The sequence below is a fragment of the Nocardia sp. NPDC059236 genome (assembly GCF_042754085.1).
GTDB lineage: Bacteria > Actinomycetota > Actinomycetes > Mycobacteriales > Mycobacteriaceae > Nocardia.
On record NZ_JBHZAF010000033.1, the window covers coordinates 1 to 23,957 of the forward strand.

Annotated in this window: 22 protein-coding genes and 1 pseudogene; 12 read left to right on the forward strand and 11 right to left on the reverse strand. The window is 64.0% G+C overall.

Features of this window, described 5'->3' with window-relative positions; all coding sequences use genetic code 11:
• Positions 1-755 precede the first annotated feature (755 nt).
• Positions 756-1,199 carry a hypothetical protein gene (locus ACFXIV_RS44435; RefSeq protein ID WP_379403147.1) on the forward strand — a complete coding sequence of 148 codons (444 nt, stop codon included), beginning with the start codon at positions 756-758 and terminating at the stop codon, positions 1,197-1,199.
• A 235-nt stretch (positions 1,200-1,434) separates the two neighbouring features.
• Here the strand turns inward: ACFXIV_RS44435 and ACFXIV_RS44440 are convergent, their stop codons facing one another.
• Positions 1,435-2,772, reverse strand: coding sequence for a hypothetical protein (locus ACFXIV_RS44440; protein ID WP_379403150.1), 1,338 nt, complete (start codon positions 2,770-2,772; stop codon positions 1,435-1,437).
• A gap of 597 nt (positions 2,773-3,369) precedes the next feature.
• On the opposite strand from ACFXIV_RS44440, the pseudogene ACFXIV_RS44445 reads away from it, so the two are divergent.
• Positions 3,370-3,545 (forward strand): annotated as a pseudogene (locus ACFXIV_RS44445) (IS701 family transposase); the annotation flags it as partial.
• 145 nt (positions 3,546-3,690) lie between these two features.
• Here ACFXIV_RS44445 and ACFXIV_RS44450 read toward each other — a convergent pair.
• The gene (locus ACFXIV_RS44450; RefSeq protein WP_379403146.1) at positions 3,691-4,251 is read right to left on the reverse strand and encodes a TetR/AcrR family transcriptional regulator; all 561 of its coding nucleotides are present in this window, start codon (positions 4,249-4,251) and stop codon (positions 3,691-3,693) included.
• A gap of 102 nt (positions 4,252-4,353) precedes the next feature.
• Here ACFXIV_RS44450 and ACFXIV_RS44455 point away from each other — a divergent pair, with 102 nt between their 5' ends.
• Together ACFXIV_RS44455 and ACFXIV_RS44460 are read left to right on the forward strand one after the other, a co-directional pair.
• Positions 4,354-4,788 (forward strand): DoxX family protein, encoded by a 435-nt coding sequence (locus ACFXIV_RS44455; protein WP_379403145.1) that lies wholly within the window; start codon positions 4,354-4,356, stop codon positions 4,786-4,788.
• A 181-nt stretch (positions 4,789-4,969) separates the two neighbouring features.
• A complete protein-coding gene (locus ACFXIV_RS44460) occupies positions 4,970-5,134 on the forward strand; it encodes a hypothetical protein (protein WP_379403144.1) in 165 nt (54 codons plus the stop codon).
• A 9-nt stretch (positions 5,135-5,143) separates the two neighbouring features.
• Here ACFXIV_RS44460 and ACFXIV_RS44465 read toward each other — a convergent pair whose 3' ends face one another.
• Both ACFXIV_RS44465 and ACFXIV_RS44470 read right to left on the reverse strand, forming a co-directional pair.
• Complete coding sequence (locus ACFXIV_RS44465; protein WP_379403143.1) at positions 5,144-5,779, reverse strand: DsbA family oxidoreductase; 636 nt, start codon at positions 5,777-5,779, stop codon at positions 5,144-5,146.
• A gap of 172 nt (positions 5,780-5,951) precedes the next feature.
• Positions 5,952-6,608, reverse strand: a complete 657-nt coding sequence (locus ACFXIV_RS44470) for an FMN-dependent NADH-azoreductase (protein ID WP_379403142.1) — start codon at positions 6,606-6,608, stop codon at positions 5,952-5,954.
• 175 nt (positions 6,609-6,783) lie between these two features.
• Here ACFXIV_RS44470 and ACFXIV_RS44475 point away from each other — a divergent pair, with 175 nt between their 5' ends.
• Both ACFXIV_RS44475 and ACFXIV_RS44480 read left to right on the forward strand, forming a co-directional pair.
• Positions 6,784-7,149, forward strand: a complete 366-nt coding sequence (locus ACFXIV_RS44475; protein ID WP_379403149.1) for a winged helix-turn-helix transcriptional regulator — start codon at positions 6,784-6,786, stop codon at positions 7,147-7,149.
• Positions 7,150-7,995: 846 nt separating this feature from the next.
• A complete protein-coding gene (locus ACFXIV_RS44480) occupies positions 7,996-8,691 on the forward strand; it encodes an SDR family NAD(P)-dependent oxidoreductase (protein WP_379403141.1) in 696 nt (231 codons plus the stop codon).
• 611 nt (positions 8,692-9,302) lie between these two features.
• Here ACFXIV_RS44480 and ACFXIV_RS44485 read toward each other — a convergent pair.
• On the reverse strand, positions 9,303-10,124 hold the full coding sequence (locus ACFXIV_RS44485; protein ID WP_379403140.1) for a LysR family transcriptional regulator: 822 nt from the start codon (positions 10,122-10,124) through the stop codon (positions 9,303-9,305).
• Positions 10,125-10,203: 79 nt separating this feature from the next.
• Between ACFXIV_RS44485 and ACFXIV_RS44490 the strand changes: the two genes are divergently transcribed.
• Positions 10,204-11,166, forward strand: a complete 963-nt coding sequence (locus ACFXIV_RS44490; RefSeq protein ID WP_379403139.1) for a DMT family transporter — start codon at positions 10,204-10,206, stop codon at positions 11,164-11,166.
• A 52-nt stretch (positions 11,167-11,218) separates the two neighbouring features.
• On the opposite strand, the gene ACFXIV_RS44495 is transcribed toward ACFXIV_RS44490, so the two are convergent.
• From ACFXIV_RS44495 to nthB, 6 genes are all read right to left on the reverse strand, one after another.
• The gene (locus ACFXIV_RS44495) at positions 11,219-12,643 is read right to left on the reverse strand and encodes an ABC transporter substrate-binding protein (RefSeq protein ID WP_379421457.1); all 1,425 of its coding nucleotides are present in this window, start codon (positions 12,641-12,643) and stop codon (positions 11,219-11,221) included.
• Between the two features lie 14 nt (positions 12,644-12,657).
• Complete coding sequence (locus ACFXIV_RS44500; RefSeq protein ID WP_379403137.1) at positions 12,658-13,002, reverse strand: ArsR/SmtB family transcription factor; 345 nt, start codon at positions 13,000-13,002, stop codon at positions 12,658-12,660.
• 175 nt (positions 13,003-13,177) lie between these two features.
• Positions 13,178-14,707, reverse strand: coding sequence for an amidase (locus tag ACFXIV_RS44505; protein ID WP_379403136.1), 1,530 nt, complete (start codon positions 14,705-14,707; stop codon positions 13,178-13,180).
• A gap of 193 nt (positions 14,708-14,900) precedes the next feature.
• The gene (locus ACFXIV_RS44510; RefSeq protein ID WP_379403135.1) at positions 14,901-15,314 is read right to left on the reverse strand and encodes a nitrile hydratase accessory protein; all 414 of its coding nucleotides are present in this window, start codon (positions 15,312-15,314) and stop codon (positions 14,901-14,903) included.
• Positions 15,311-15,922 carry a nitrile hydratase subunit alpha gene (gene nthA, locus ACFXIV_RS44515; RefSeq protein WP_379403134.1) on the reverse strand — a complete coding sequence of 204 codons (612 nt, stop codon included), beginning with the start codon at positions 15,920-15,922 and terminating at the stop codon, positions 15,311-15,313. Before nthA ends, ACFXIV_RS44510 begins: the two co-directional genes overlap by 4 nt.
• Before the next feature lie 9 nt (positions 15,923-15,931).
• Positions 15,932-16,624, reverse strand: coding sequence for a nitrile hydratase subunit beta (nthB, locus tag ACFXIV_RS44520; protein WP_379403133.1), 693 nt, complete (start codon positions 16,622-16,624; stop codon positions 15,932-15,934).
• Between the two features lie 346 nt (positions 16,625-16,970).
• On the opposite strand from nthB, the gene ACFXIV_RS44525 reads away from it, so the two are divergent.
• From ACFXIV_RS44525 to ACFXIV_RS44545, 5 genes are all read left to right on the forward strand, one after another.
• Positions 16,971-18,083 (forward strand): HoxN/HupN/NixA family nickel/cobalt transporter, encoded by a 1,113-nt coding sequence (locus ACFXIV_RS44525; RefSeq protein ID WP_379403132.1) that lies wholly within the window; start codon positions 16,971-16,973, stop codon positions 18,081-18,083.
• Positions 18,084-18,354: 271 nt separating this feature from the next.
• Positions 18,355-18,954 (forward strand): TetR/AcrR family transcriptional regulator, encoded by a 600-nt coding sequence (locus tag ACFXIV_RS44530; protein ID WP_379403131.1) that lies wholly within the window; start codon positions 18,355-18,357, stop codon positions 18,952-18,954.
• Positions 18,955-18,981: 27 nt separating this feature from the next.
• The gene (locus tag ACFXIV_RS44535) at positions 18,982-20,058 is read left to right on the forward strand and encodes a TetR family transcriptional regulator (protein WP_379421460.1); all 1,077 of its coding nucleotides are present in this window, start codon (positions 18,982-18,984) and stop codon (positions 20,056-20,058) included.
• A 206-nt stretch (positions 20,059-20,264) separates the two neighbouring features.
• Positions 20,265-22,601, forward strand: coding sequence for an MMPL family transporter (locus ACFXIV_RS44540; RefSeq protein ID WP_379403129.1), 2,337 nt, complete (start codon positions 20,265-20,267; stop codon positions 22,599-22,601).
• Between the two features lie 192 nt (positions 22,602-22,793).
• Complete coding sequence (locus ACFXIV_RS44545) at positions 22,794-23,828, forward strand: MBL fold metallo-hydrolase (protein ID WP_379403128.1); 1,035 nt, start codon at positions 22,794-22,796, stop codon at positions 23,826-23,828.
• The last annotated feature ends 129 nt before the right edge of the window (positions 23,829-23,957 follow it).

A 23,957-nucleotide genomic window follows, 5' to 3' on the forward strand; every position in this document is an offset into this window, starting at 1 on the left:
AGACCAGCAGCTACCGGCCACCCAAAACCCCGCTGTCCGCGCGCCGCAGGCGCCCGGACAGCGCAGAAACCTCATCTGTGGATCAAGGCTAAGAGGGCAATACGCGGTGATGAGCTGAACCGCAACCGTTTAGCAGCGCCATCCCGCACAGGCACCGCAACAAACCACGCGACACGAAAGTCACTGGAAATGACGCATACTGTGCAAGCTGGATTGTTGGTCGGCCTCGCTACAGTCGGACTGCTCGCCGCGGAGGGGACAGCGAGCGCGGACCGCACCCGCACCATCTACAGCTACTCGAAGTGCCAGGACACTGTGAAGGCGTACCGCAAAGCGGGATACATCGCCGACTGCACTCTTTGGGTGACAGTTATGCCATCGACTACCACAAGCCTGGGACCAGCGGCCTCCCGTCCACTGGCAGCTTTGGATAGGGATCGTGGAGAAACGACGAAAACGCCTCAGCTCAACCGGCTGAGGCGTTTTCGTTTTGGCGTTAGGGACTGCTGCTCCACGATCAGGTGACAGCTGCCACTTATCCATGCAAGCCCCCATCGAATCTGTCATGGCACAGAATGTCACAACCGCTGACCGGCATAGCCTGGACCCCTTTTCGCAGCCGCAGGTACGGTGTGAACGCACCACAGGAGACTCGGAGCTCGAACCCTTCTGCCAGGCAGGATGATTCGGTGACCCGCATAGAGCGATCTCGATTCATCACCCGCGTCGCCGAAATCAATCAAGGGGGTCCATCCATGCCTACGCCCACCCGCACAACATTCGTCTACCGGTTACTGGCCCTCGTCGCCTCCGCACTACTCGCTCCAGCGATCACCGCGGCTACGCCGTGCGCGCCGGCAACCGCGGCGCCCGCGACGGAATTGAACCACTATTGCACCGACCACGGAGCCAGCAGCCATCTCGCCGACGGCCATACCGTCTACTGCACCCAAGTCCAATCCACCGACGCCTTCGTGTGGTCCTACACCCGCGATCCCATGCCCCACGACCCCAATTCGCGCCGCTACACCTGCGATGCTCAAGCCTGCCGCTGGCCCGATGGCACCTACGTGCCGAACTACCTGCTCTGCGGGCTCCTGTGCGGCGAGCCACCCACCAATGGAGACATCCAGAGCGGTCTCGCCGACTGCCTGGCGACCGGCGCGGAGTTCGAGGACTGCGAGGCCCGCCTCCGGTGACATCACCGACCCACCCATAAACGAGAGCGACCATGACGCGCAGAATCATCGCCTCGATGTCGATAGCATTCGCCGCCGGCGGCACCGTCCGATCGGCGACTACCTACGCTGGCGCAACCAGCACACCCAACCCAAACGCGACCTCGACCGCCGGAACGGACCAGCGGCCGCCCGGCGTCGTGTAGGTGGTGGCCGGGGATCATCTAAAACGGCGCGAAAGGACGAACTGCCGGTACTACCAGTTCGTGAGGATCACGTGGACGAGTAGTAGCGCGCCGGCGGCTTGGATGGTGAGCCAGAAGCGGACGCTACGGCGCGGGAGGAGCGCGGTGGCGGCCAGGACCCAGACATCGAACGGGAGCCAGATGCGTTCGGTTTCCGCCTTGCTGAGACCACTGAGGTCGGCGGCGAGGAGGGCGATGATGCTGGCCGCGGCCATGAGGGCGGCGGGGTCGACCATGGAACGCCAGCGGGGAAACCAAATTCGGAGGGGAGCCAAGGGCAAAATCTCGAATTCTACTAGGACTCGGCAGGTAGCCGCAGCGGTGGCGAGGCCGACTGCGCAGACCGTGGCGGCGATATTGCCCCAAATCCAGTAGGAGTCGGGGCGTTCGGTGGCTATGCCCTGGTAATAGCGCTGGACCACCAAGTGGTAGCCGGTGGGCCACCAAAATCCGGCAGCGGCGAACACTGCGACTACAGAGATAACGCCCACGAGGGCCGGGAGACCGGGGCGGAAGGAGCGTGAGACCAAGACTGCAACGGCCGGAATCGCTATCAGCACAAGACCGTAACTCAGGAACAGGGTGAAGCCGAGGAGCAGGCCCGAGGCGAGCGCGCTGGCGATCCACGCGCGGCCCAAGCGGGTTGCTATCGCCAGAAGTGCTATGCCCCAGGCACTTACGCCTGCAAACAACCCATCGGCAGAGACCGCGATCCAGATGACAGCAGGCATCAGCGCCAGGAACGGCGTTGCGGCCCTGGCGCGATGCTCCGAGCCCAGGGCGCGCACCGTGACCGCGACGGCGGCCGCCGCGCTGGTTCCAGCGAGTGTGCACAGCAGCCCGGCCCAGGCGCCGCCACCTAGGCCGATCCGGTCCAGCAGCACAAACGTCAGCAGTGCGCCAGGCGGGTGACCGGAGACGTGAGTAGTCCAGGAGTCGGGCTGGAAGTCCAGAATGCGGCCGGAGAATTCGCGCAGCATGGCCCCGATGTCGTGGACGCCAGGCACCTCGTACAGGTACTCGTCTCGAGTGGTGAGCCGACCGGCGAAACCGCGTTGCCAACCGTCGATCATGGCCAGTGCGAAAGCCCAGGCCGCAGCGGTCGCCCAGGTGGACCACAGCAACGGACGCCACGTCAGGCGGCGGGCCACGTCAGGCCCGAAGCGCACCACCCCGGCCGCGATAGCGACCGCCGGGACGGTGCCCCAGCCGATGTGCGGCAACCAGTTTCCGAAAATGGGGGCAGCGCCCGCGTACAGCCTGTCCAACCATGGTTTGCCCTTGATTCGCGGCATCAGGAAGGCCGCGACTACAAGTAGGAAGGCAGCCAGGGCGCAGTAACCGTCCATCCGAATCGAGACAGCGCGCGCGACCCTTGTCGCGGAAGCGTTCGCCATGGCAGCAACCCTAGGCCCTGGGCGTCGGCGACTCGGTCCAAATTGCCACCACCGCAGATCTTGTCATACTTTCGTCACCGTGAAACGAAGCCCGAAAGGCTCCTGAAATGCTGCTCGCAAGGGCACTCGGCCTGCGGGGAGGACGGTTTTGGCACATCCCGTGCAGAGACTAGTCTCCTGCGGAGATCTTCTCGGTGCCCTTCTCAGCAGTCCAGCAACCGGAGACGCAGCACAAGGTTCCCATTTGCGCGTGGCCAGATGCCGCTGATCCGTTGGGGACTCACGCGACTATTGCCACGAATTCGCCCAATCGGCACGCGAATCTCATCGTCGAACGTGTACACGGCTCCGGTGAGATTCGACCTTGCCGAGAAAATCCCGTTGCATACGGCGGATTGCGCGCTGAGTGCGTAGTTGCGTACATCGGCGTGGTAGGTGCAGCTCACCCAACCCAGCATGGTCAACACGTCCAGATGAGCGTGGATCTCCGTGACCGCGGACACCTGGTGGTCGATCGGCAGCTCGTCGAGTCGCCGATCCCGGCGAACCGGTTTGCTGGCGCCGGTGGAGCGGAAGAATTCCTGGCAACTGGCGGAGGCGGCCGGGGTGGTGAAGCCGGGCGGGTTGCAGCATTTCCTCAACCGGTCCCGCGGGGTTGCCGACGAGCTGCGTGATTGCGTGCGTATGTGGCCGAGGCGCCGGCGAGCCCGGACGGCGTGCTGGTGACGACCTTGAGCGCAACTTGAGGCTGTAGGGCCTACTCGGAGCAGCGGTGCACGGCGCCGAACCAGCTGCGACCGAACTGCTATGCGTCGCCGAAACCTGCCACTGCCAGTTCAGCCGCGACAGGGAGTTCAGAGGTGCCTGGCTCTACTTGAGTTCGACGGCGGCGACCATGCGGCGGGCCAGTTCCTCGGGATCCTCGCCGCCGAGTTCCGAGTCGACGAGCGTGCCTGCGCGCCATAGGGCGGCCAAGCCGTGAACCAGGGACCACGCGGCGAGCTGCGCCGCCTTCTGATCGGCCACCGGGCCGTCCAATTCGTCGACGCCGGTACGCAATTCGCGACCCGATCCCTCATTGGCTGCGATCAGACGCTCGTCGTCCGTATCGAGCAGGTCGCGACGGAACATGATATCGAAATGACCGGGGTAGCGGCGGGCGAAGCGGATGTAGGCGACGGCCATCTCCCGGAAATCGCCTGCGGCGGAGTGCAACTCCTGCTCGAGCAAGCCGTAGCCCTCGATGGCCAGTTCGGTGAACAAGCCCTGACGGTTGCCGAAATGGTGAGCCGGAGCGGCGTGCGAAACGCCCGCGCGCTGAGCCAGGGCCCGCAGGGAGATCGAGTCGATCCCTTCGGTCGCTACCTGGTCGGCGGCGGCCTCGAGCAGCGTGGTCTTGAGATCGCCATGGTGGTACGTGCTCTTGGGCATGCCTCGATGATCACCGACGATCTTGTCGTTGACAAGTTATGCGACCCTACCTAATCTAGCCACTGTCAAGTTACTCTCGGCCATCGCTTCAGGAGCCCCCTCATGGCGCCGATCATTGCATTCCTCATCGTCACGTCCGTGACTCGTTTTGCGGGCTGGCTGGGCTTAGCCGGCTGGCTCGACTCGTGGCCGCACGCTGCCCGAATCGGCCTGGCCGCGATGTTCCTCCTCAGCGCCAGCGCCCACTTCTTGCAGCCGCGTCGCGACGCTCTGATCGCTATGGTCCCCCCGCTGCTCCGCAATGCGGCCGCGATGGTTTCACTGACCGGCGTACTCGAAATCGCAGGCGCCACCGGACTTTTGATTCCGCTTTTCGCACCGGCGGCCGCGATCTCCCTGGCGGTGCTCCTGGTCGTGATGTTCCCTGCCAATGTCCGTGCCGCACATACCGGCGAGGGCATCCACACCATGCCGTTGCCGGTACGCACCCTGGTACAGGTCGTATTCATCGGCGCCTGCGTACTCGCGGTCTTCTGACCTCTCACAGCGGTCGCGCATCAGGTCGTCCTTCCAGCTGCGCACCGGCGCTGGGCGTCCAATCGCTCGCCTGCTCGACTAGGGCATCGAATAATACGACCAGCGATCTGGAGTGCGCGGCAACCGATGTCCGGCCCGCTTCGCCTTGGCTACAAGCGACAGTCGATCCGTCTCAGTGCCCGTGAACAAGCCGCTCGTTGTCGCACAACGGCTTTCGACCATCCGAAGCGCCGACACCATCGCCGTCCTGGATGGCGGCACCGTAGCCCAGATCGGCACCCACGAGGAACTCCTCGCCACACCCGACGGCACCTACACGCGCCTGATCGCCGCCCAGTTCCACTGAGCGGTCCGTCTAAAGCGGGGTAGCCGCCTTGCGCAGGGCAGCAAGAATCGTTTCGACGGACTGTGCGCCGGAGATGCCGTAGGTGCGGTCGATAACATAGAAGGGGACACCCCCCACGCCGAGGTCACGAGCCTGACGAATGTCGTCGTCGACCTCATCGGCGAAAGCACCGTCGTCGAGCGCCTTGCGGGCGACCTCGGCGGGAAGTCCGGCCTCGGTGGCGAGCCGGACCAGCGTGTCGGTGTCGTCGATGGCCTCGCCTTCCATCAAGGCCGCGCGAAGAAGCCGTTCGTACATCGCGTCGGTCAGGTTGTGGGCGCCGGCGAGGTGAGTGAGGCGCAGGGCGTCGAAGGTGTTTGCGGTGACGGCCTTGTCCAGTTGATACGCGAGCCCTTCCTCGGCTGCCAGGGCACTGACGCGGTCGTTCATTGTCTTCGCCTGCCCAGGGGTGACGCCATGCTTGTGGGAGAGCATCTCGGAGGTGGGGATGTTCTCGCCGCGTAACTGGTTTGGGTCAAGCTGGTAGCTGCGCCAGATCACCTGGACATTGTCGGCGTGCTCGTACTGGGCCAGCGCCTTCTCCATGCGCCGCTTGCCGATGAAGCACCAGGGGCAGACGAGATCGGACCAGACTTCGATCTTCATGATTGTCTCCTTGTGTCGTTTCAGCAGCCGGTGCCGTCAACGGCGCACACGTCGCCGTCCTCGGCTTCGATCAGGACGAGAGCGGGTGTCTGCTCGTCCTCGGTGGTTTCTGTGATGCGTGCTTCGGGTTCTGCCATGGGACTCCTCCTAGCTCGAGGGATTTGATCGAGTCCTATACCGCGTCAGCGAGATTGGCGGCCAGCGCCTTGGCTCGGGCGGTGGCCTCGTCGTGGGCGCGGGTACGGGATGCCTCATAGAGAGGGAGCAGTTCGGCCATCGCCGGGTCGATCGCGGCGCCGGTCAGCTCCGACACGATGAACTCGACCTGCATGGCCAGCATCATCTCGAAGACGCCTCGGAGGTAGTTCTGTACGTAGTCGTAGCCTTCCCGCGGAGTACCGGGGCCGTAGGCGCCGCCGCGGCTGGCGATGATCGTCACCGGCTTGCCCGCGACGGTGGCCGCGCCCATGGCGGTCCGCCCGATCAGTACGACATTGTCGATCCACGCTTTCAGGGTGGAAGGCACCGACAGGTTGTACATCGGAGCCCCGATCAAGACGGCGTCGGCGGCCTCGAGTTCCTCGATCAGCTCCTTGCGCTCGGCGAACGCGGCAGTCTGCTCGACGCTGTGGTCCGCGGGATCGATGTAGCCGGCGTGCTGCGCGGCGGCGGAGATGTGGGAGACGGGGTGCGCGGCGAGGTCGCGATAGATGATCGCCCCTTCGGAGTGCTGCTCGAGCCATGCCTTGCGGAAGGTCTCAGCCACGGCGCGCGAAGCCGAGTCCGAAGTCGGCAGGACCGACGAGTCGATGTGTAGCAGGGTGGCCATACGAGCCTCCAGTGAGCTAAAAGAAATGCTCAGGTCATTTCTTACGGTTTGTATGTAGCCCCATGATGCGTCAGAATTGGGAGCGATACAAAAGGCACATTGATGTGCGTACCGAAAGGAGATGTGCGTGAGGAACACCCCGATACCCGCACCGCCCGGCGTCTCGCCCCCCGGAATCTGCGCACGCTGGCCGGCCGACAGCGTCGCGATCATCCGGCAGATCCTGGAGCGAGCCGGCGACAAATGGACCATCTTGGTCGTTGCATCCCTGCAGGACGGCCCGTCACGCTACACAGATCTACAGCGCGCCGTTCCGGGCATCTCCCAGCGCATGCTCACCCTGACCTTGCGGCAGCTCCTCCGTGACGGACTGGTCACCCGCACCGCCTACGCCGAGGTACCGCCGCGGGTCGAATACACCCTCACCAGCCTCGGGACCAGCCTGCTCGACACCATGCTCGCCCTCATCGACTGGGCAGGATCCCACCACGAAGAGATCAGAGACAACCAGATCCGCTTCGACGCCACCAACCCGGCCTGACCCGGCGGAACTCGCCGATCACGCGAATCTTCTATGATGCCAACACTTCTCGCGCAGGCGACCCCGCAGTGGTCAAGGCATCCGTGGGGAAACCCGGGCTTTCGCATCATCCCAGGGCAGCGGGGTCTCAGTGCTCGACACAGCCGACTCGACAAAAATCGGGTGGCAGATACGGCCGGCCATATCTGCCACGATTCGAGTCCCCATGAGTCTCTCCCACTGGGGAGCCATGAGCGCCAACCTATTCAGTCCGCTGGCCGGGCCGTGACTGACGAACGCGAGACGCCGGACTCGACCAATGAGTCGTCGACCGCAGGCGGATACTCCAGTGCTGCTCGCTGGGGCGAAACCCAGCCAGCAGCAGCGACAGGTGGCGGCGCCAGGCATCGGGAGCCCGAGCAGCGGTGTCATCCATCAAGCTTCGAATCGACAATATGCAGACGAAAACGTCTGTGAGAGCGAGATCCTCGCGCACTCGTTGTGCCGCCTTGGCCTCGGCCAGAAGTAGTCGAACCAGGGCCCCAGAATCGCATGCAGTGATCCCGAGCAGTAGCACCGCGAATATCACGTTGTGATGCGGGCGAGAATTAGCGCGCGCCATGGGTAAAGCTCCTCCCCATGAGTGTAATCGGAGCGATCACTCCGGTTAGAAGCGCAAGCAGAATCGGAGGGATCTCTCCTGCTGGGAGGTGTGATCTCGCTCTCCCATCGTGCAGATCCGCTCCGGCAGGCACCGTCATTGCGGACAGCGATGTGTTCAACGAACAAAGTTGTGCCTTTTGTAAGGCCCTAAATAGTTCTCTACCGTGTGGCAACGCACTATTCGTAACTATTCGAGGTAGCCATATGTCTTCCACCATCGCAGTCGTCGGTGCCGGCCCGGGCCTCGGCCGCGCTATCGCCCGCCGCTTCGGCACCGCAGGGCATCCTGTCGCTCTGATCTCCCGCGACGGAAAGAAGCTGCAGGGCATCGTCGATTCCTTGACAGCCACGGGCGTCACAGCCCGTGCTTACCCCGCGGACGTCACCGATGAGAAGGGCCTGACCAGTGCGCTGACCACCGCTGCCGAAGAACTCGGACGAATTGGCGTGCTCTCTTACAGCCCCGCGCCAACCTTCCCGAAGACGGCCGGACAGGTCCCCGACCTGAAGGCATTGGGGTTCACCACCGCGGCAGAGACCACTGCGGAATCCGTACGCCCGATGTTCGACATGCTCGTTGGAGGCGCATTGACCGCAGCTGCCGCGGTTCTGCCGGGTATGCGCGAAGCCCGCGACGGCGCCCTTCTATTCACCACCGGCACAAGCGCTCTCGTCTCGATTCCGGGCATGAGCAACTCCGGGATCGCTCTGTCCGGGCTGCGCTCGTGGGCCCGCGGCCTGCACTCCGACCTCGCCGATGAGGGTGTCTATGTCGGCCACCTGTGCATCGGCCTGCCGATCGTCCCAGGCTCGGGCGAGGGAGACCCGGACGCCTTGGCCGACCGCTGGTACCAGCTCACCCAAGTACGCGACACCTTCGAATCCACCGTCGGCATCTGAACGCCAGTTGCTTGGCCTTCGAAAGGCCCATCTACGCCTGGATCACCAATCGGGCGTAGAGATCACGTATACGGAAGTGGTGACCTCCGTGAAAGGCGTCGGCGAGCACCTCGAGAAGCGGTTCCGGCGGCAACAACGCGGCCACCCTCGATGGAACCTTCTCGCGGTACCACTGGCCCGGCCCGGCATCGGCGTCGTACCCGACGCAGTAGGTAAGCCACATAGTGCCGCACTCCGCACACCTTTCGACGCTCGCCTCACCGTAGCTCCAGGTCGAACGGTCAAGCTCGATTGATTGGCACTCGCACGACTGGAACGCATCTGCCGCACAACTACATTCGGACATCCGAGACTCCCGCCGTGCTGCGTTGCACAAGCGACCATGCACCCTGCTCACCCCTCATCGGCAGGGTCGACCGCACGAAGCGGACATCCGAGCGATGTCCCTCGGGCTCCGCTTAAACTTCTGTCGCGCAGAAATCATAACGCTGAACCAATCGGTCTGCGAAGACTCGGCATACCTCCGGCAACTAGCGCAAAGGGGCATCGGCTGTGCGCCGAGGATGAACTCTGGAAACCGATGAGGAACAAGAGATTCGCGCGGTTCGGAGTCAGCCATGGAACAGACGCCCACGAATGGCCGCTAGCACCGCCGACTTCGTTGCGGAGTCGATGCGGCCACTGATGGCCGCATGCAGGGTCGCTGTCGGAATCATCGGTAGATCGCCAAAAATTTTGAGGCCGTCGGGTGAGGATCCGAAGATCGGAAGCGGGGTTATGCCAAGCCCGTTACGAACAGCGGTGAGCACGGTGGTGAGATCCGAGCACTCCTTCACGATCTGGTGGTCTCGCCTGCCGAGCGCGGCCAGGGCTTGATGGCGCACCGCGCAGGGAGGGTTGAAGAGCACCAAGCGGTCTTGCGGGGCACCGTCGGTGCCGAACCATCGCACCGGCAACGTTCCCAACCGCGTGCTGCCACGCGCGGGGCTGGTGAGCATGAGAGCGATGTCGGCACGCTCATCGTGAACGAGGTCGCGGACCCGTGCACTGCGCGTCAGCCGGAGCCGGATCCGGCGGTCCGGCAACAGTGTCGTGAGCGTCGAAATGATTGTCGGAACAACGAATTCAGCGGCGTGTTCGGTGGCAGCGACCAGAAGTTCGTCGTCTTCGGGCGGGGCCAGGGCACGCACGGCTTCATCGTGGAACTGAAGGATCGCCGGCGCCCGCGCAGCGAGTTCCTCACCGTCACTGGTCAGGCCGATCCCGCGCCCCTGGGCGGTTACCAACCGGCAGCCGAGTTCCTTCTCGAGCTTACGAATATGACCACTGACCGCGGACTGGGACAGGTGCAACGCCTCAGCCGCACGTCGCACGCCAGAAAAGGCGACGACCGCGGTGAAACTACGTAATGGCGCGATGTCGAGTGTGGTCACAATGCCAGTCTGCCTCAAGATTGTTCACGATTCGTGAACGGTCTTGGTACGAGGAGGACCTGGGAGTGACCGTCTGGGTATGACAGATCGAGCTCTCTCACCGAGATTGGCTATCCCGACCGTCGTGCTGTACGCCGCCGGCTATCCGATCGGCGCGATGACGGTGGCAGTGATGTCACCGTTCCTGGTGATCCTTCTGCGATTCGCGTCCTCGGCTCTGCTGCTGTGGCTGATCGTTGCCGCACGACGCACGTCGCGTCCCGGCTGGCGGTTGGCCGGACACGCGATGGCAGCTGGACTGCTGACCCAGGGGGTGCAATTTCTCGCCCTGTATTGGGGTTTGGCGCACGGCGTGCCTTCCGGAATCGCCTCCCTGGTGATCGCGTTGAATCCGGTGGTCACCGCGACGCTGATGGCCCTCGCACTCGGCCACAAAGAGTCGAAGCAGGGAATGTTCGCACTCGCGCTCGCCACCGGCGCAGTGGTCTTGGCTTGTGCCCCGAAGATTGCCGTCGATCATCGGATAGGTCCGGGCATCGTGACCGTTGTCGTCGCAATGCTCGGTCTGTCCATCGGTGGCGTCTATCAGGGGCGGTACTGCCGCAACCTGGATCCGTGGCTGGTCACGGCGCTTGGTTTGACAGCCTCCACACCCCTCGCCGCGCTCTTGGCTGTCCTCACACCCGCGAAATGCGCCGACTGGCCCCGAGCAGCTGCCCTGCTGGCCGTCATGGTGGCCTTCAGTTCGATCGGTGCGACGACTTTGTATTCGGCCTGCATCAAGCGGTCCGGCCCTCGCGCCGCATCGATCCTGTTCGCCGTAATTCCTGCCGTCGCCAGCCTGATGGCATGGGCGGTCCTCGGAGAAAACCTGTCAGCGCTGTCGATCGGCGGATTGGCCCTGGGCGCGGCAGCCTGCATCATGCAGGCCAGAGCCGCCGGGCAGCGCGACCGCGATAAGACACCGGTCGAGAATCGGCAGGCTGAGCAAACCAGCCCGGCTCGTGACAACGACTGCCTACCCGACGGAGCCCATCTCTGAATCCTTTGAACAGAAATCGATTTCGGGCTATGAGGTGACCGCTGGAACCAGCTCAGAGTGCGGCCAGCTTCAGAGCGGTCCCGGTGGCCTCGGTGAGATAGAGCGTCTGTTGAGCCCGGCCACTACCGTCCAGCGTCACTTCGCCTCGCGGACCGGCGAATCGGCCTCGGCGGATCTCATCGGCCACCGATCTCGGATCGTCTCCTCCGACTCGACGGACCGCCTGCCACCAGATCGTGACAGCTTCGAACACCGACTCGCTCAACGTCGACAGCGGCGGCGCCCATGGACCGAACGCGGAGCGATAGCGATTGAGCAACGTGGTGTTGCCATCGGTGGGCAACTGTTCGAAATAGCCCGAGATCGTGTACAGGCCAGACGACGCGGCCTTTCCGACATGTTGAAGTGTCGATTCGTCCATCGCGGGAGCCAGGGTGAGGGCGTGGTTTCGCACTCCCATTGCGTGGCACTGACGTTCGAAGGCCGCGGCGTCTGCTCCTACGTGCGTCGATAGAACGACGTCGGCGCCGGAGGCCAAGATCGCCTCGATCGTCAGGGAGAAATCTCGTGTGCCCAGCGTCGCGTACCGCTCACCGACGATTTCCGCACCGAATTGCGGCAGGACCTGCCTGGCCACTACGTGAGTGCTGCGGGGCCAGATATAGTCGTTGCCCGCCAGGAACCACCGGCGCCCGCCCGCCAACTGCATCAAAGGCCTTGCGGCGGAGGATAATTGGTCGTCGTTGCGTTCACCGAGCTGTAGGCGGAGCCGCCCCTTCGCGCCGCCCTCGTTCATCAAGGTCTGCACCAGCAGGACATCGCATCCGGCGAGTGCCTGCGATACGGCAACGTACGTGGCCGAGGTGGTTGCTACCAGAATGGTCTTGCAACCGGCCCGGACCAACCGCCACGCCTCGGCCACACCGACCGATGTATTGGTGGCATCGTCGCCGATCAGCAATTCCACTGGCCGACCGTGTAGCCCGCCCTCGGCGTTGATTTCTTCGACGGCGAGAACGGCCAGGTGATCCGAGGCCGCAGCGAACAAGCTACCGGGACCCGACTTCGACGTGAGCAGCCCGAGGCGGGGATTCGGCGATGACAGGGATCCGACCGGATAGCCCCGCCGCCGCATCAGCCAGTGCAGTCCCGGCTCGTCGAGTTCGGCGAAAAGACGAACTCGTGTGCCGCCCTGATCGGGCTCGAATCGCAGCCGGATCCGCCCACGCCAGGGCTGCTCATGCACGATCTCGATGAGAGAGGGCGGTCGCACCGCGGCGATCCGGCCGATAACTTCCACCGTTTCCGACACCGGACCCGCGAAAGGCACCTGCAAACGTACTGCCGCCCCGACCGAGACATGGTCACAGGTCGCGTCGAAAACCCAACCTGCTCCGACGCCCGCGCCGAAAAGGCTGAAGACCACCATCGGCGGCGCGGCCATGCGCTCCTCGGAGTGCAGCGCGATTGCGACCATCGGACCATCCAGGATTATGCAGAGTGGGAGGTGGGGCTCCGATCGCGCGTCTGCAACTCCGCAGCACGCCCGGCGTCGGCGAGCGCGCCCTGGAACAGGGAATGTAGTACTTCGAGAACCTCGCGCGCGGAACCCGTGGGATCCACGGAATAGTAACGGAATCGGCCGTCTTTTCGCTCGGTGACCAGCCCAGCCCCGCGCAGTACCCGCAAATGGCTGGACACCCCGGTTCGGCCGATGGTGCCGACACCCTCGACCAACTCCCCCACACTGCATTCGTCCCGGTCGGCGAGAATGCCGAGAATCTGACGGCGCACCGGGTCGGCGAGTGCGTCGAACGCCAACTCCGCGCCCACCATCCGCCCTCTCCATTAGTCAGCCATGATTGACATATTCCACCATAGCCCACGCTGACCGGCTCGAGACAGGAATAACGGTGGATGAGTCAGCCACGGATACCTCGCCACACTGTGTGCTCCGGGGGTGTCACCTCGGCATACGCCGTTGTATGCCGCGGCGACCCGGATTGGGACCCTACGCCGCCGGTGGGACCGGGAACCCACCCACGGCCTGCTCGAAGGCCCGCGCCACCCGAAGTACAGTGGCGTCCTCGAACTGACGGCCGACGATCATCATGCCTACGGGCAGGCCCTCGGCCAGCCCAGCCGGCACGGTGCACGCCGGATGCCCAGTGATATCGAACGGCGCGGTGTTGCCCAGCATCTCCAGTGCGTCCGACAGCACCGAACTCGTGCTGGCAGTCGAGTCGGCGATCGGCTTCGGCCGCATCGCCAGGGTCGGCATCACGAGCACGTCGACTTCGGCGAATGCCGAATCGTAGGCGGCGGCAAGTTTGGGCGCGAGGTTGCGCGCCATCGCGTAGTACCGCCCGTGGGTCGTAGACAGTGCGTACTTCCCGGCCAGCAGCGCATTGCGCACGGTCGGTGCGAACTTCGAACCGTCTGCGTGCCACACGTCGCCGTAGTAGGCCATCACCTCCGGGTCGTAGAGCCCCTTCCAGTTGAAGCCGTACCCGTAGGTGTCGATCATCTGCGAGGTCGCGCCCTCGACAGCGATAACATTCCACATCGGCATGCCGTTGAGATGCCACGGCACCGAGACCTCACCGACCTTCAGACCCGCGCCCTCGAGCAGACCGATCGCGGCACGCACTGTGTCGTCGACGATCTGCTCGGATTCCGGCCGTCCGAAGCCCTCGAGGAGGACACCGACGCGCAGACCGTCGGCACCGAGGTCCAGCGCCGCGACATAGTCCTCCGGCACCAGGTCGCTGGGCTGACGGGGATCGAATCCGTCTCGCCCAGCGATCGCCTGCAGCATGAGCGCGACGTCGGTGACGGTGCGGCCCATCGGACCGAGATGGTCGAGCGTCGCCTCGATCGGGAATCCTCCGGTGTAGGGCACCAGGCCCCAGGTCGGCTTGTGGCCAACGATGCCGCAGCTCGACGACGGGATACGGATCGATCCGCCCTGGTCGCCGCCGAGCGCCAGGTCGACGGCGCCGGATGCGACGAGAGCGGCGCTGCCACTGGAGGATCCGCCCGCACTACGGGTCGTATCCCACGGGTTGGCCACCGGGCCCGTCGAGGCAGTGATGGAAGCGCCAGAGAAACACAGGTCTTCGCAAACCGCCTTGCCCGCGATGGTGGCCCCGGCATCGAGCAGACGGCGGACCACGGTTGCGTCGGTCGCAGGTACGTAGCCCTCGAGCAATGCCGAGCCGTTGGTCATCGGCACGCCCGCCACCGCCGTGTTGTCCTTGATCGCCACGGTGCGCCCGGCCAGCGGTCCATCGGCCTGTTCGGTGATCCCGGTGTGCACGTACCAGGCGTTGAGGGGATTCTTCCCGGCCGCGGGGAACGACCAATCCCGTTGCGGCGGGACCGGTTTCTCGGCGGAGTAGACCTTCTCGACGTCTTGCCAAGACGCGAGCAGTCCCGTCACAAACGGGGTGTATTCATCCATCTCCTCGGCTGACATACCGAAGCCGTAGCCAGCTGCTACGGCAGACAAGGCCGCATGGTCGGGAGTAGGAAGGGACACTGCGAACTCCTAAAGTTCTGCCGATTCCGGTGCGTCGGGTCGATCGCGCGCTTCTCGGAATCGGGATTCCTGCATCAATCGTGGATTGTTCAGTCGATATGTCCAGACATAGCGACATATTTATTTGATGAAGTCCGGTCCGCCCCTGTGGATTTCGGGGCGCGGACCGGACCCGAACCGCCGAACGACTCCGTCAGCGAGTCAGTGCTGGCGAGATCGCCACCGGATCCCGGTGCGCCTCATGGTGATTGGCATTGCGAGGGATTGCGAGCACGGCCTGAGCCTGCTGGTCGAGCAGTTCGCCCGACAGCACTCCCTTGCTGGCGAGTACCGTCTCCAAGGCGTCGAGCCAATGCGCGTAATAGCTCCACGGATCGTCGCCTTCGCCGCGCTCCCACCGCTGAATCGATTCGATCAGCGAAAGCTGGAACTCGCTCCACTGATAGTGCCCACCGTGGTACGCGGCCACCGCCATGGCAAAGGCGCGCAGCTCCCAGGGCTGGTCGAACGGGTGGTCATCGGTCCCGGGCATGCCGCAGACCAGTTCTTCGATTCGCCGACGGGTGTCACCGAGTTCGGCAGCGTCCGGCCGCGGCCCGGCGCTCATGACGCCGGGGCGGCGGCGGGGCCGACGCCGATCATCGAGTCCCTGGTGACCAGCGCTTCCAACTCTTCGACGCTGAGCCCCTCGCTGCCGGCGGGCCGCTGCGGCAGCACCCAGTACCGCAGTTCGGAACTGGAGTCCCAGACCCGGATTTCGACCGAGTCCGGGATCGGGAACCCGAAGTCCTCGGCGAGCATCTGGCGCGGCTCGCGCACGATACGCGAACGGAACGGCGGCGCCTTGTACCAGTTCGGCGGCAGGCCGAGAACCGGCCAGGGGTAGCAGGAACACAGCGTGCACACGAGCACGTTGTGGACGCTGTCGGTGTTCTCGACCACGATCATGTCTTCGCCCTGCAGCCCGCCGATACCCAGTTCGGCGCACGCGGTGGTGGCGTTGTCGAGCAGGCGGGCCTTGAAATCCGGGTCGGTCCACGCCCGCGCCACCACTTTGGCGCCGAGTTGCGGGCCGACTTCGTTCTCGTAGACCTCCGCGAGCCGGTCGACGGCCGCGGTGGTCAGCACACCCCGTTCGATCAGCAGCGCCTCCAGCGCTTTGACCCGAGCGGTGATCTCTTCCTGCGAACGCAGGACGGTGTCGGTGGATGCCATTGTCGCTCCTCAGTTTTCGGTCTCGGCGTGGTTGATGTACGGCTCCCAGACGTCGTAGTAGACGACGCCCTTCGGGTCGCCGACCTCGTCGCCCCAGAGTTCCTGCGCGGCGAATTTGACGGTGTAGACGTGTTCCGGCGCGTCCCCGCCACCATTACCTGCGCTGTCGGGGTAGATGTAGCTACCGCGCACGTCGGTGATCACGCCGGTCCGGCCACGGACGTAACGCGCTCGGCGGGTGTGGCCCGTGGGGCTGTCATCGGTGACGGTGACGACATCGCCGACCTTGAACTGGGCGACTTTGTCGGTCTCACGGGCGGCGTGGGCGCCATGCTTCACGGCCGCGTCGACGAACTCCAGCAGGTCCGGGTCGTCGCGCTCGGGCAGCGGCGCATCGGGGTTATCCAGGTAGAACTTGGTTCGTTCCTCCAGTTCGGCAGCGCTGAACACGCCTTTCAGCTCGGCGTGGTACTCCGCGGTGTGCACCCAGTGCTCGTAGTAGTTGGACAGCAGGTACTCGGCCGGGTCCATCTTCTCGATCCCGTGCCGGAATCCGTCGAGGTTGAAGATGCCCGCCCGAAAACAGCTGGCGAACAAGGCAAAAGCCACTTTCTCCCACTCCGCACGGAAGATCGGCTCCTTCTCCTCGACGAGGACGGGCCCGAGCCCGTCCGTCCCGCCGAGGTCGAAAACTCCATTCATGGGGATACTCCCGGTGATCATGGCGACCGGCGATGGAACGTCCGCGATTCGCCTCTTCGTGAATGTGCCAACGGGTGAGTTCGAGGCTCGAGACTCACCATCCCGGCAACCTCAAAGTAGGGACACAGGTACGACATGTCAATAAGTGCTGACCTATTTACTGATACGAAACAGGTCCGTAACCAGCGCGGACGCGCCGACGGGCACTCTCAACTCAGCGAATCCGAGGGCGAAGACCACCCGTCTGAAGCTTATATGTCAATGAGTCGACACTTATTGATTCGATCCGGATTCGCTTCTACCGTAAGCCGCCAACCAGGGCGGCTGCTGCCGAAAGGAGTCCTGCATGAGCATCGTCAGCGGAGGAGGTCGCACCGTTCGCAGGGGCTGGAGTGTCCGCAGGCAAGCGGCCGGTTTGGTCGCTGCCGTGGGCAGCCTCCACCTCGCGGCGTGGGGCCTGCTGACTGTGGCCGTGCTGCCACACCACTATCTGGTCGGCACACAGGTTTTCGGCATCGGGCTGGGAGTGACGGCGTACACGCTGGGACTGCGGCACGCTTTCGACGCCGATCACATCGCCGCGATCGACAACACCACCCGAAAGCTCATGACCGATGGCAAAAGGCCTGTGTCCGTTGGATTCTGGTTCGCGCTGGGCCATTCGACAGTCGTCGCGGTCCTGGCGGTGCTGCTCAGCCTCGGGGTCCACGTGACCAACACCCTGCTCGATGACAACTCCGCCACCAGAGCGACTTTGGGCACCATCGGCACCGTGCTCGCCGGAGTGTTCCTGTATGTCATCGCAATCCTGAATCTCGTTGCGCTCGCCGGCATCACCAGAACCTGGCGTCAGCTGCGCCGAGGCCAGTTCGACGCGGTCGAACTGGACAACATCCTCGCCCGTCGCGGTTTCATCAACCGACTGCTGAGCGGGCTGACCCGCTCGATCAGCCGACCCGGTCAGATGTTTGCCGTCGGACTGCTTTTCGGCATCGGATTCGATACAGCGACCGAGGTCGCACTGCTCGTGCTCGCCGGAAACGGGGCCGCCAGCGGCCTACCCTGGTACGCCATCCTCGTCGTTCCACTGCTGTTCGCGGCCGGCATGGCACTGCTGGACACCCTCGACGGCGCCTTCATGACCGTCGCCTACCGCTGGGCCTTCGCCAATCCCGCACGCAAGATCTTCTACAACGCGACCATCACCGGTCTGTCGGTCGCTGTGGCCCTGCTGATCGGCACCATCGAGCTCGTCGGCATCCTCCACGACGACCTCGAACTGGGCGACCCGATCACGACCGCCATCTCCGAGCTGAACCTCAATAACGTCGGATTCGCCATCGTGGCTCTCTTCGTAGCGATCTGGGCGATCGCGATCGGCTACTGGCGGCTGGCCGACGTCGAAGGGCGCTTCGAACCGCGCATCGCTGTGGCCGAAACCGCTGACACCACCGACTGATCCACGTTCTGGCCCGCACTGGGCATGCTTGGTCTCGAAACTCCAAGCGGCGGTGGGTTCTTCTGGCAGGACGGAGTCGGTTATCGAGACCCTCCGACGACAGGAACTGGGGCTGACTGGAAATCGCCACTACCGACACCTATCAGCTCGACCGCGATCCGCTCACCAGCCTCGAAAGTGTCGTTGAACGGCATGCCCAGGCCAGAGCAGCGTTCGTGACTTACGTTACGAACCGTTAAGTAAATCCACAACGGCTCGTAGGCTCGTGCTCATGGACGAGAAGCAGCGCGGCCGGCCCCGCAGCGCTCGCGCGCATCAAGCGGTCATGGAGGCCACTCGCGACCTCTTGGCCTCGGTTGGGTACGAACAGATGTCCATCGAGGCGATCGCGGCGCAAGCCGGAGTCGGCAAGCCGACCGTGTATCGGTGGTGGCGGTCGAAGGCGGCAGTGGTCGCCGAAGCTGCTCTCTCTGGATATCTCACCGGCAGTGCAGCTCCGCCGCCTGATACCGGCGACTTCGAAGCGGATCTGCGCCAATGGGTAACCGCGCTGACGCAGCGGCTCGACAACCCGGCCGACGCCGCGCTGTTCCGTGGTTGGGCGGCGGCGGCCGCCGACAGCGACACCGATACGCGGCGGCTTTACGACCAGCTCTCCGGTCCGAACCGGCAACAACTGATACACCGGCTCGAGGCCGCCGTGGCTGCCGGGCAACTACGCGCCGACGCCGACCTCGAAGCCGCCGCCGACGTTCTTATCGGCACCATGCTGTACCAGGTGCTCGCGCGCCATCCGGCGACAGCACCGCAAAGCAGCGTCGATGGATTTCTGGACATCTTCCTTGTCGGGCTGACCCGAGGAAGCGGGTGAGCTGCAATGAGAATCTCGAATGCCGCCATGCTCGCAGGCAATCCGGGGTTCCTGCTGGCCCAGGCAGGTCGGCAGGCGACCCGGAAACTCAACCGCGTACTGGGCAATTACGAGCTGCGGAGCCGCCATTACGCGGCACTCATGGGCGTGCACGAGAACGGCGGACTCTCTCAATCGGAGTTGGGCGCACTGCTCGACATCGACGCCAGCTCGGTCACGGTGGTCGTGGACGAACTCGAACGAACCGGGTACGTCCGCCGCGGACCGCATCCCACCAAATCCTGGTCACACCTCGTTCTGGCAACCGAGGCAGGGCGAAAGCTGTTGCAGCACATGAGCAACCCGATTGCGCACCAAACCAGAGCGATCCTCTCCCCGCTGACCGAACAGGAGCAGCCGCAATTCTTGGACATGCTCCGGCGAGTAGCCACGGCTGATCGAACCCCGTTCGACCGCACAGAGCCGAAGCTGGTTGCGCGGCCCAAACGTGCCGACGCCGCACAGAATTTCGAGCGCATCATGGCCGCAGCGCACCGTCTGCTGGACACCCGAGGATTCAACGCCACCCTCGATGAGATCGCCGCAGCGGCCGGGGTCGGCGTCGGCACCGTCTACCGCCGCTTCTCGAACAAACAAGAACTGACCTATCTGGTAGTTCAGCAATATCTCGAGGAGATGGCCGCTCAGGCCGAGAAGGCCGAGCAGCACCCAGACGCTTGGCAAGGACTCTGCGACTTCGTGCAGTACGCCGGTGAGCGGATCGCCAACAGCGTCGGATTCGGTCGAATGGGCGATGAAATCCATATCGGCACAGAGCAATACAGATTCGGTGTGGATCGGGTCGAAGCACCACTCGAGCGGCTGCTCGCTCGCGCGAAAGCAACCGGCCAGGTGAATGAGAATGCCGAGCTGTTCGACCTCCGCACGGTACTCACCGCAGTCGGACCGGTTGCCACGGTGTTCCGCACCGTCGACCCCGACCACTGGCGGCGATACCTGAGTTTCGCTTTGCAGGACATCCAGAACGATCCCCGCCGCGAACCGGCGACCGCAGCGTGCCAAGCATGCCCCACAAACATGCTCGAAGCTGCATCTACGCGATGAAATAGTCAGCAGCAGTGGGCATTTGACGGCTCAATGACCACATCAGTGCGACCAGCGCCACTCCCCCATCCATTGCTACTACGTCTTGTCGTAGGTAATCTACCTACCGGACGGTAGGCAAGCTTTCCACCACGCAGACAATGCATCGCACCCGCCTGCGCCTGTTTCGAGTCATTCGACAGCATCACGATCGCCAGGAGTTCCTCGTGTCCATCTACCTCTATCGGTGGGGCAAGTTCGCTTTCCGCCGAAAGTGGATCGTTATCCTCGTTTGGTTGGTTCTACTGGCCCTGACAGTCGGCATAGGCGCCTCGATATCGAAGCCATTGCAGGACCGGTTCTCGCTACCCGGCATACCCTCCGACCGGGCTACCGAAATTCTCGACGAACACTTCCCGGGCATGTCCAAGGAGATCGACCCAGCAGCCGTCGCCGGTACCTACGTCATCGGCGCGCCGAAGGGCGAGAAACTTACCGACCCGAAAAACGAGACCGCCTTGCGGGCGTTCGTGGCCAAGCTCGGCGAGCTGGATATCGTCGACCACAGCCGACCGCTCATCGATCCGATCACCGCGACCGGGATGATCGGGCAACCTGCGGGGATCGACTGCCTGGCAAGCAATCGGAGCAACCCACAATTCACGTCAGTCTGCAGCAGCGCGCCGCTCAACGTGCTCAACAGGACCTCGCCGGAGTCTGTGGCGACGATCAAGGTCAAATACAACATCGAGAAGCTGTCCGACATCACGAAGAAAGACCGTAAGAAGGCCAACGACGTCGCCGACGACGCCCGCGCGGCAGGCCTGCAGGTTTACCTGACCGGAGTGATCGCCGCCGAGCCCGAAAGCGGTGGAAGCTCCGAGCTGATCGGTATCGCTGTCGCGCTGGTCGTTATGGCTGTCGCGTTCGGCGCCGTCGTTGCCGCCTTCGTACCCGTGGTCACCGCGGTTCTCGGTTTGGCGGGTTCGATCGGCGTGATCTACTTTGGCAGCGCCTGGCTGACGTTGCCCACTTTCACCCCGATACTCGCGTCCATGATCGGTCTGGCCCTCTCCATCGACTACGCGTTGTTCATCGTGTCCCGCTACAAGCACGAGTTGGGCGTCGCCGATTCACCGGAAGAGGCGGCGGGCATCGCGATCGGAACCGCCGGATCGTCGGTGATCTTCGCCGGACTGACTGTCATAATCGCGCTGGCCGCGCTCAGTGTGGTTCGGATCGAATTCCTCACGTACATGGGCATTTTCGCAGCAGTGTCCGCGGCCTTCGCGGTGCTGGTCGCGGTTACTCTGCTCCCCGCGATCCTGGGCATGCTCGGCAAGTACCTGTTCAAACCCAAGCTGTCGCTGGTCGCCCAGCACGACCCCGAGGACGATACGGCCGTTACCGCGGGAATGCGGTTCGCTCGGGTCATCGCCAAGGCCCCCGTGTTGACATTGGCAGCAGGCGTCGCCCTGTTGGGCCTGCTCGCCGCGCCGGCCGCCGATCTGCAACTGGGTTTGCCCGGCGGCGAGTCCTTCCCGAAGGGCAGCCAGCTGCGAGAGGCGTACCAGCTGCAGACCGAGGGCTTCGGCGAAGGCTCCAACGGCACCCTCGTTGCAGCGGTGGACTTGACCCAGGTACCGCTGGAAGAACGGCAGCAAGCCGTGGCCGACCTCCGCAACCGGCTGGCAAGCAGTCCCGGGATGGACTATCTCACACCGTCGATCCCCAGTGCCGACGGACAGGCGGTGCTGTTCACCAGTGTGCCGAAGGCCGGTCCCAACGACGAGGCCACCAAAAAGCTGGTCGACTCCGCGCGTGACGCCGAATCGGAGCTCCACGCCGAGTACGGCATGAAGTACGGAATCACCGGCACCACAGCCGTATACATCGATGTGTCGGACGTTCTGCTGAGCAAGATCGTGCCGTACATGTCGCTCGTGGCGGGTGCGGCCTTCATCCTTCTCGTGTTGGTGTTCCGATCGATTCTTGTGCCCCTGACCGCCGCGCTGGGCTTCCTGCTTTCCATGGCGGCCACCTTCGGCGCAACCGTGCTCATCTTCCAGAAGGGCACCTTCGATCTCGTCGAACCGCATCCCCTGGTCAGTTTCCTGCCAATCATCTTGATCGGCTTGGTATTCGGTCTGGCCATGGATTACCAGGTGTTCCTGGTGACCCGCATGCGCGAGGAGTTCATCCACGGCAAGTCCCCGAAGGAAGCGATGATCAGCGGCTACCACCACGGTGCACGCGTGGTCACCTCGGCGGCGATCATCTTGATCTCGGTATTCAGTGCCTTCATGCTCAACGACAACGTCATCGCGAAATGCATGGGCTTCGCCCTCGCGGCCGGTGTCTTCTTCGACGCCTTCATCGTCCGGATGGTCATCGTCCCATCCCTACTGGCCCTGATGGGCAGGGCCGCGTGGTGGTTCCCGAAATGGCTCGACCGCATCCTCCCGGATGTCGACGTCGAGGGCGCCAAGCTCACCCAGCTGACACCGCGGTCCGAACATCAACCCCCGCTCACACCCGAGGAGCAACCGACCGCGGTCGGCTGACTCCAGCCTTGCCCCGCGGTTCGGCAACCAGTGCGATGACGGTGCCGAACCGCAGGGCCTCGACCGGCGAGCCCAGGGCTGCGGAGACCGTGAGAATCGCAAGCGAGGCACGCGATCTCACCACCGTCACCTATCTGACATACAGTCAGTAGTGGCCTGATATCCGCACGGAACGGAAAGAGAGTGGTGCGCATGCCCGCGGTAGCCAAGCAAGCCGAGGATTGGACAGAACCCGGCGCCCACCAGATCGCCCGCGGAATTCACCGTGTTCCACTCCCACTCCCGCTCGATGGACTCGACACAGTCAACTGCTATGTCCTCGAAACCGCCAACGGGCTGGTCGTCATCGACCCCGGCTGGTATGGGCCGGACACCGAAAACGCCATGACTGCGGCGCTGCGACAGCTCGGTTACCGCCTCGACGACATCGTCACTTGCCTTGCCACACACCACCATTGGGACCATTACTCCCAGGCGTATGCATGGCGCGCCACGCTCGGCTCCGAGCTGTTGATCGGCCGGGCCGAGCATCACAGCATCACAGGGTTTCGCAGCCGCTCCGGCCGGTTTCCCAACCATGCCCAATTGCTCGCCCGCTGCGGCGCACCGGAGCTCGCCCGCGAGCTCGCACGTACCCAGCCACCCGAGAACGAAGGCGGCGTCTCTTTCGGACTACCGGACGGCTGGCTCGACAACGGGGACCGTATCCAGCTCAACGACGGGGAGATCGAAGTCATCGCGACTCCTGGACACACACGGGGCCATGTCGCCTTTCGCCACGCCGAGAGCCGACTACTGTTCTCCGGCGACCATATTCTGCCGCACGTCACCCCGTCGATCGGTCTCGAATGGGTGCCCGAAGCGCATCCGCTTCGCTCCTACATCCGTTCTCTCGAGCTGATCCGCGACCTACCGGATTCGGCCGTGCTGCCGTCCCACGGCCCCGTGACCGCCAGCAGCCACAGCCGGGTCGAGGAACTCGTACGCCATCATCAGCACCGGCTCGATGAGATCTGCGACGAAGTCGCCTCAGGGTCGGCCACCGCATACGAAGTGGCTCACGCATTGCGATGGACCCGGCGGCATCGTCGGCTGGACGAATTGCCGATCGATCACCAGCTGTCCGCGGTCACCGAAATCCATGCGCACCTGGATGTGCTGACGATGCTGGGCCGGGTGAGCTACACCGACCACACCGACATTCGCACCTACGCACTCAGCGCATAAGCGTCGACTTACTGACTCTCGATGGGCAATCACCGGCGAGACATCGATGCTGGTACAAACATCGAACTGGTGAAATCGCTTGATGCTGAGCCACTCCGGAGCCGAGAAACCCGCGCCCCCTCATCGTTT

Excerpts from the sequence above, each read along its gene's own strand:
- ACFXIV_RS44435 (WP_379403147.1), top strand. The coding sequence starts at position 756 with ATGCCTACGCCCACCCGCACAACATTCGTCTACCGGTTACTGGCCCTC.
- ACFXIV_RS44465 (WP_379403143.1), bottom strand. The coding sequence starts at position 5,779 with ATGAAGATCGAAGTCTGGTCCGATCTCGTCTGCCCCTGGTGCTTCATC.
- ACFXIV_RS44545 (WP_379403128.1), top strand. The coding sequence starts at position 22,794 with ATGCCCGCGGTAGCCAAGCAAGCCGAGGATTGGACAGAACCCGGCGCC.
- ACFXIV_RS44480 (WP_379403141.1), top strand. The coding sequence starts at position 7,996 with ATGTCTTCCACCATCGCAGTCGTCGGTGCCGGCCCGGGCCTCGGCCGC.
- ACFXIV_RS44495 (WP_379421457.1), bottom strand. The coding sequence starts at position 12,643 with ATGGTCGCAATCGCGCTGCACTCCGAGGAGCGCATGGCCGCGCCGCCG.
- ACFXIV_RS44510 (WP_379403135.1), bottom strand. The coding sequence starts at position 15,314 with ATGAGCGCCGGGCCGCGGCCGGACGCTGCCGAACTCGGTGACACCCGT.
- nthA (WP_379403134.1), bottom strand. The coding sequence starts at position 15,922 with ATGGCATCCACCGACACCGTCCTGCGTTCGCAGGAAGAGATCACCGCT.
- nthB (WP_379403133.1), bottom strand. The coding sequence starts at position 16,624 with ATGAATGGAGTTTTCGACCTCGGCGGGACGGACGGGCTCGGGCCCGTC.
- ACFXIV_RS44530 (WP_379403131.1), top strand. The coding sequence starts at position 18,355 with ATGGACGAGAAGCAGCGCGGCCGGCCCCGCAGCGCTCGCGCGCATCAA.
- ACFXIV_RS44500 (WP_379403137.1), bottom strand. The coding sequence starts at position 13,002 with ATGGTGGGCGCGGAGTTGGCGTTCGACGCACTCGCCGACCCGGTGCGC.
- ACFXIV_RS44535 (WP_379421460.1), top strand. The coding sequence starts at position 18,982 with ATGCTCGCAGGCAATCCGGGGTTCCTGCTGGCCCAGGCAGGTCGGCAG.
- ACFXIV_RS44440 (WP_379403150.1), bottom strand. The coding sequence starts at position 2,772 with ATGGACGGTTACTGCGCCCTGGCTGCCTTCCTACTTGTAGTCGCGGCC.
- ACFXIV_RS44490 (WP_379403139.1), top strand. The coding sequence starts at position 10,204 with ATGACAGATCGAGCTCTCTCACCGAGATTGGCTATCCCGACCGTCGTG.
- ACFXIV_RS44455 (WP_379403145.1), top strand. The coding sequence starts at position 4,354 with ATGGCGCCGATCATTGCATTCCTCATCGTCACGTCCGTGACTCGTTTT.
- ACFXIV_RS44470 (WP_379403142.1), bottom strand. The coding sequence starts at position 6,608 with ATGGCCACCCTGCTACACATCGACTCGTCGGTCCTGCCGACTTCGGAC.
- ACFXIV_RS44450 (WP_379403146.1), bottom strand. The coding sequence starts at position 4,251 with ATGCCCAAGAGCACGTACCACCATGGCGATCTCAAGACCACGCTGCTC.
- ACFXIV_RS44525 (WP_379403132.1), top strand. The coding sequence starts at position 16,971 with ATGAGCATCGTCAGCGGAGGAGGTCGCACCGTTCGCAGGGGCTGGAGT.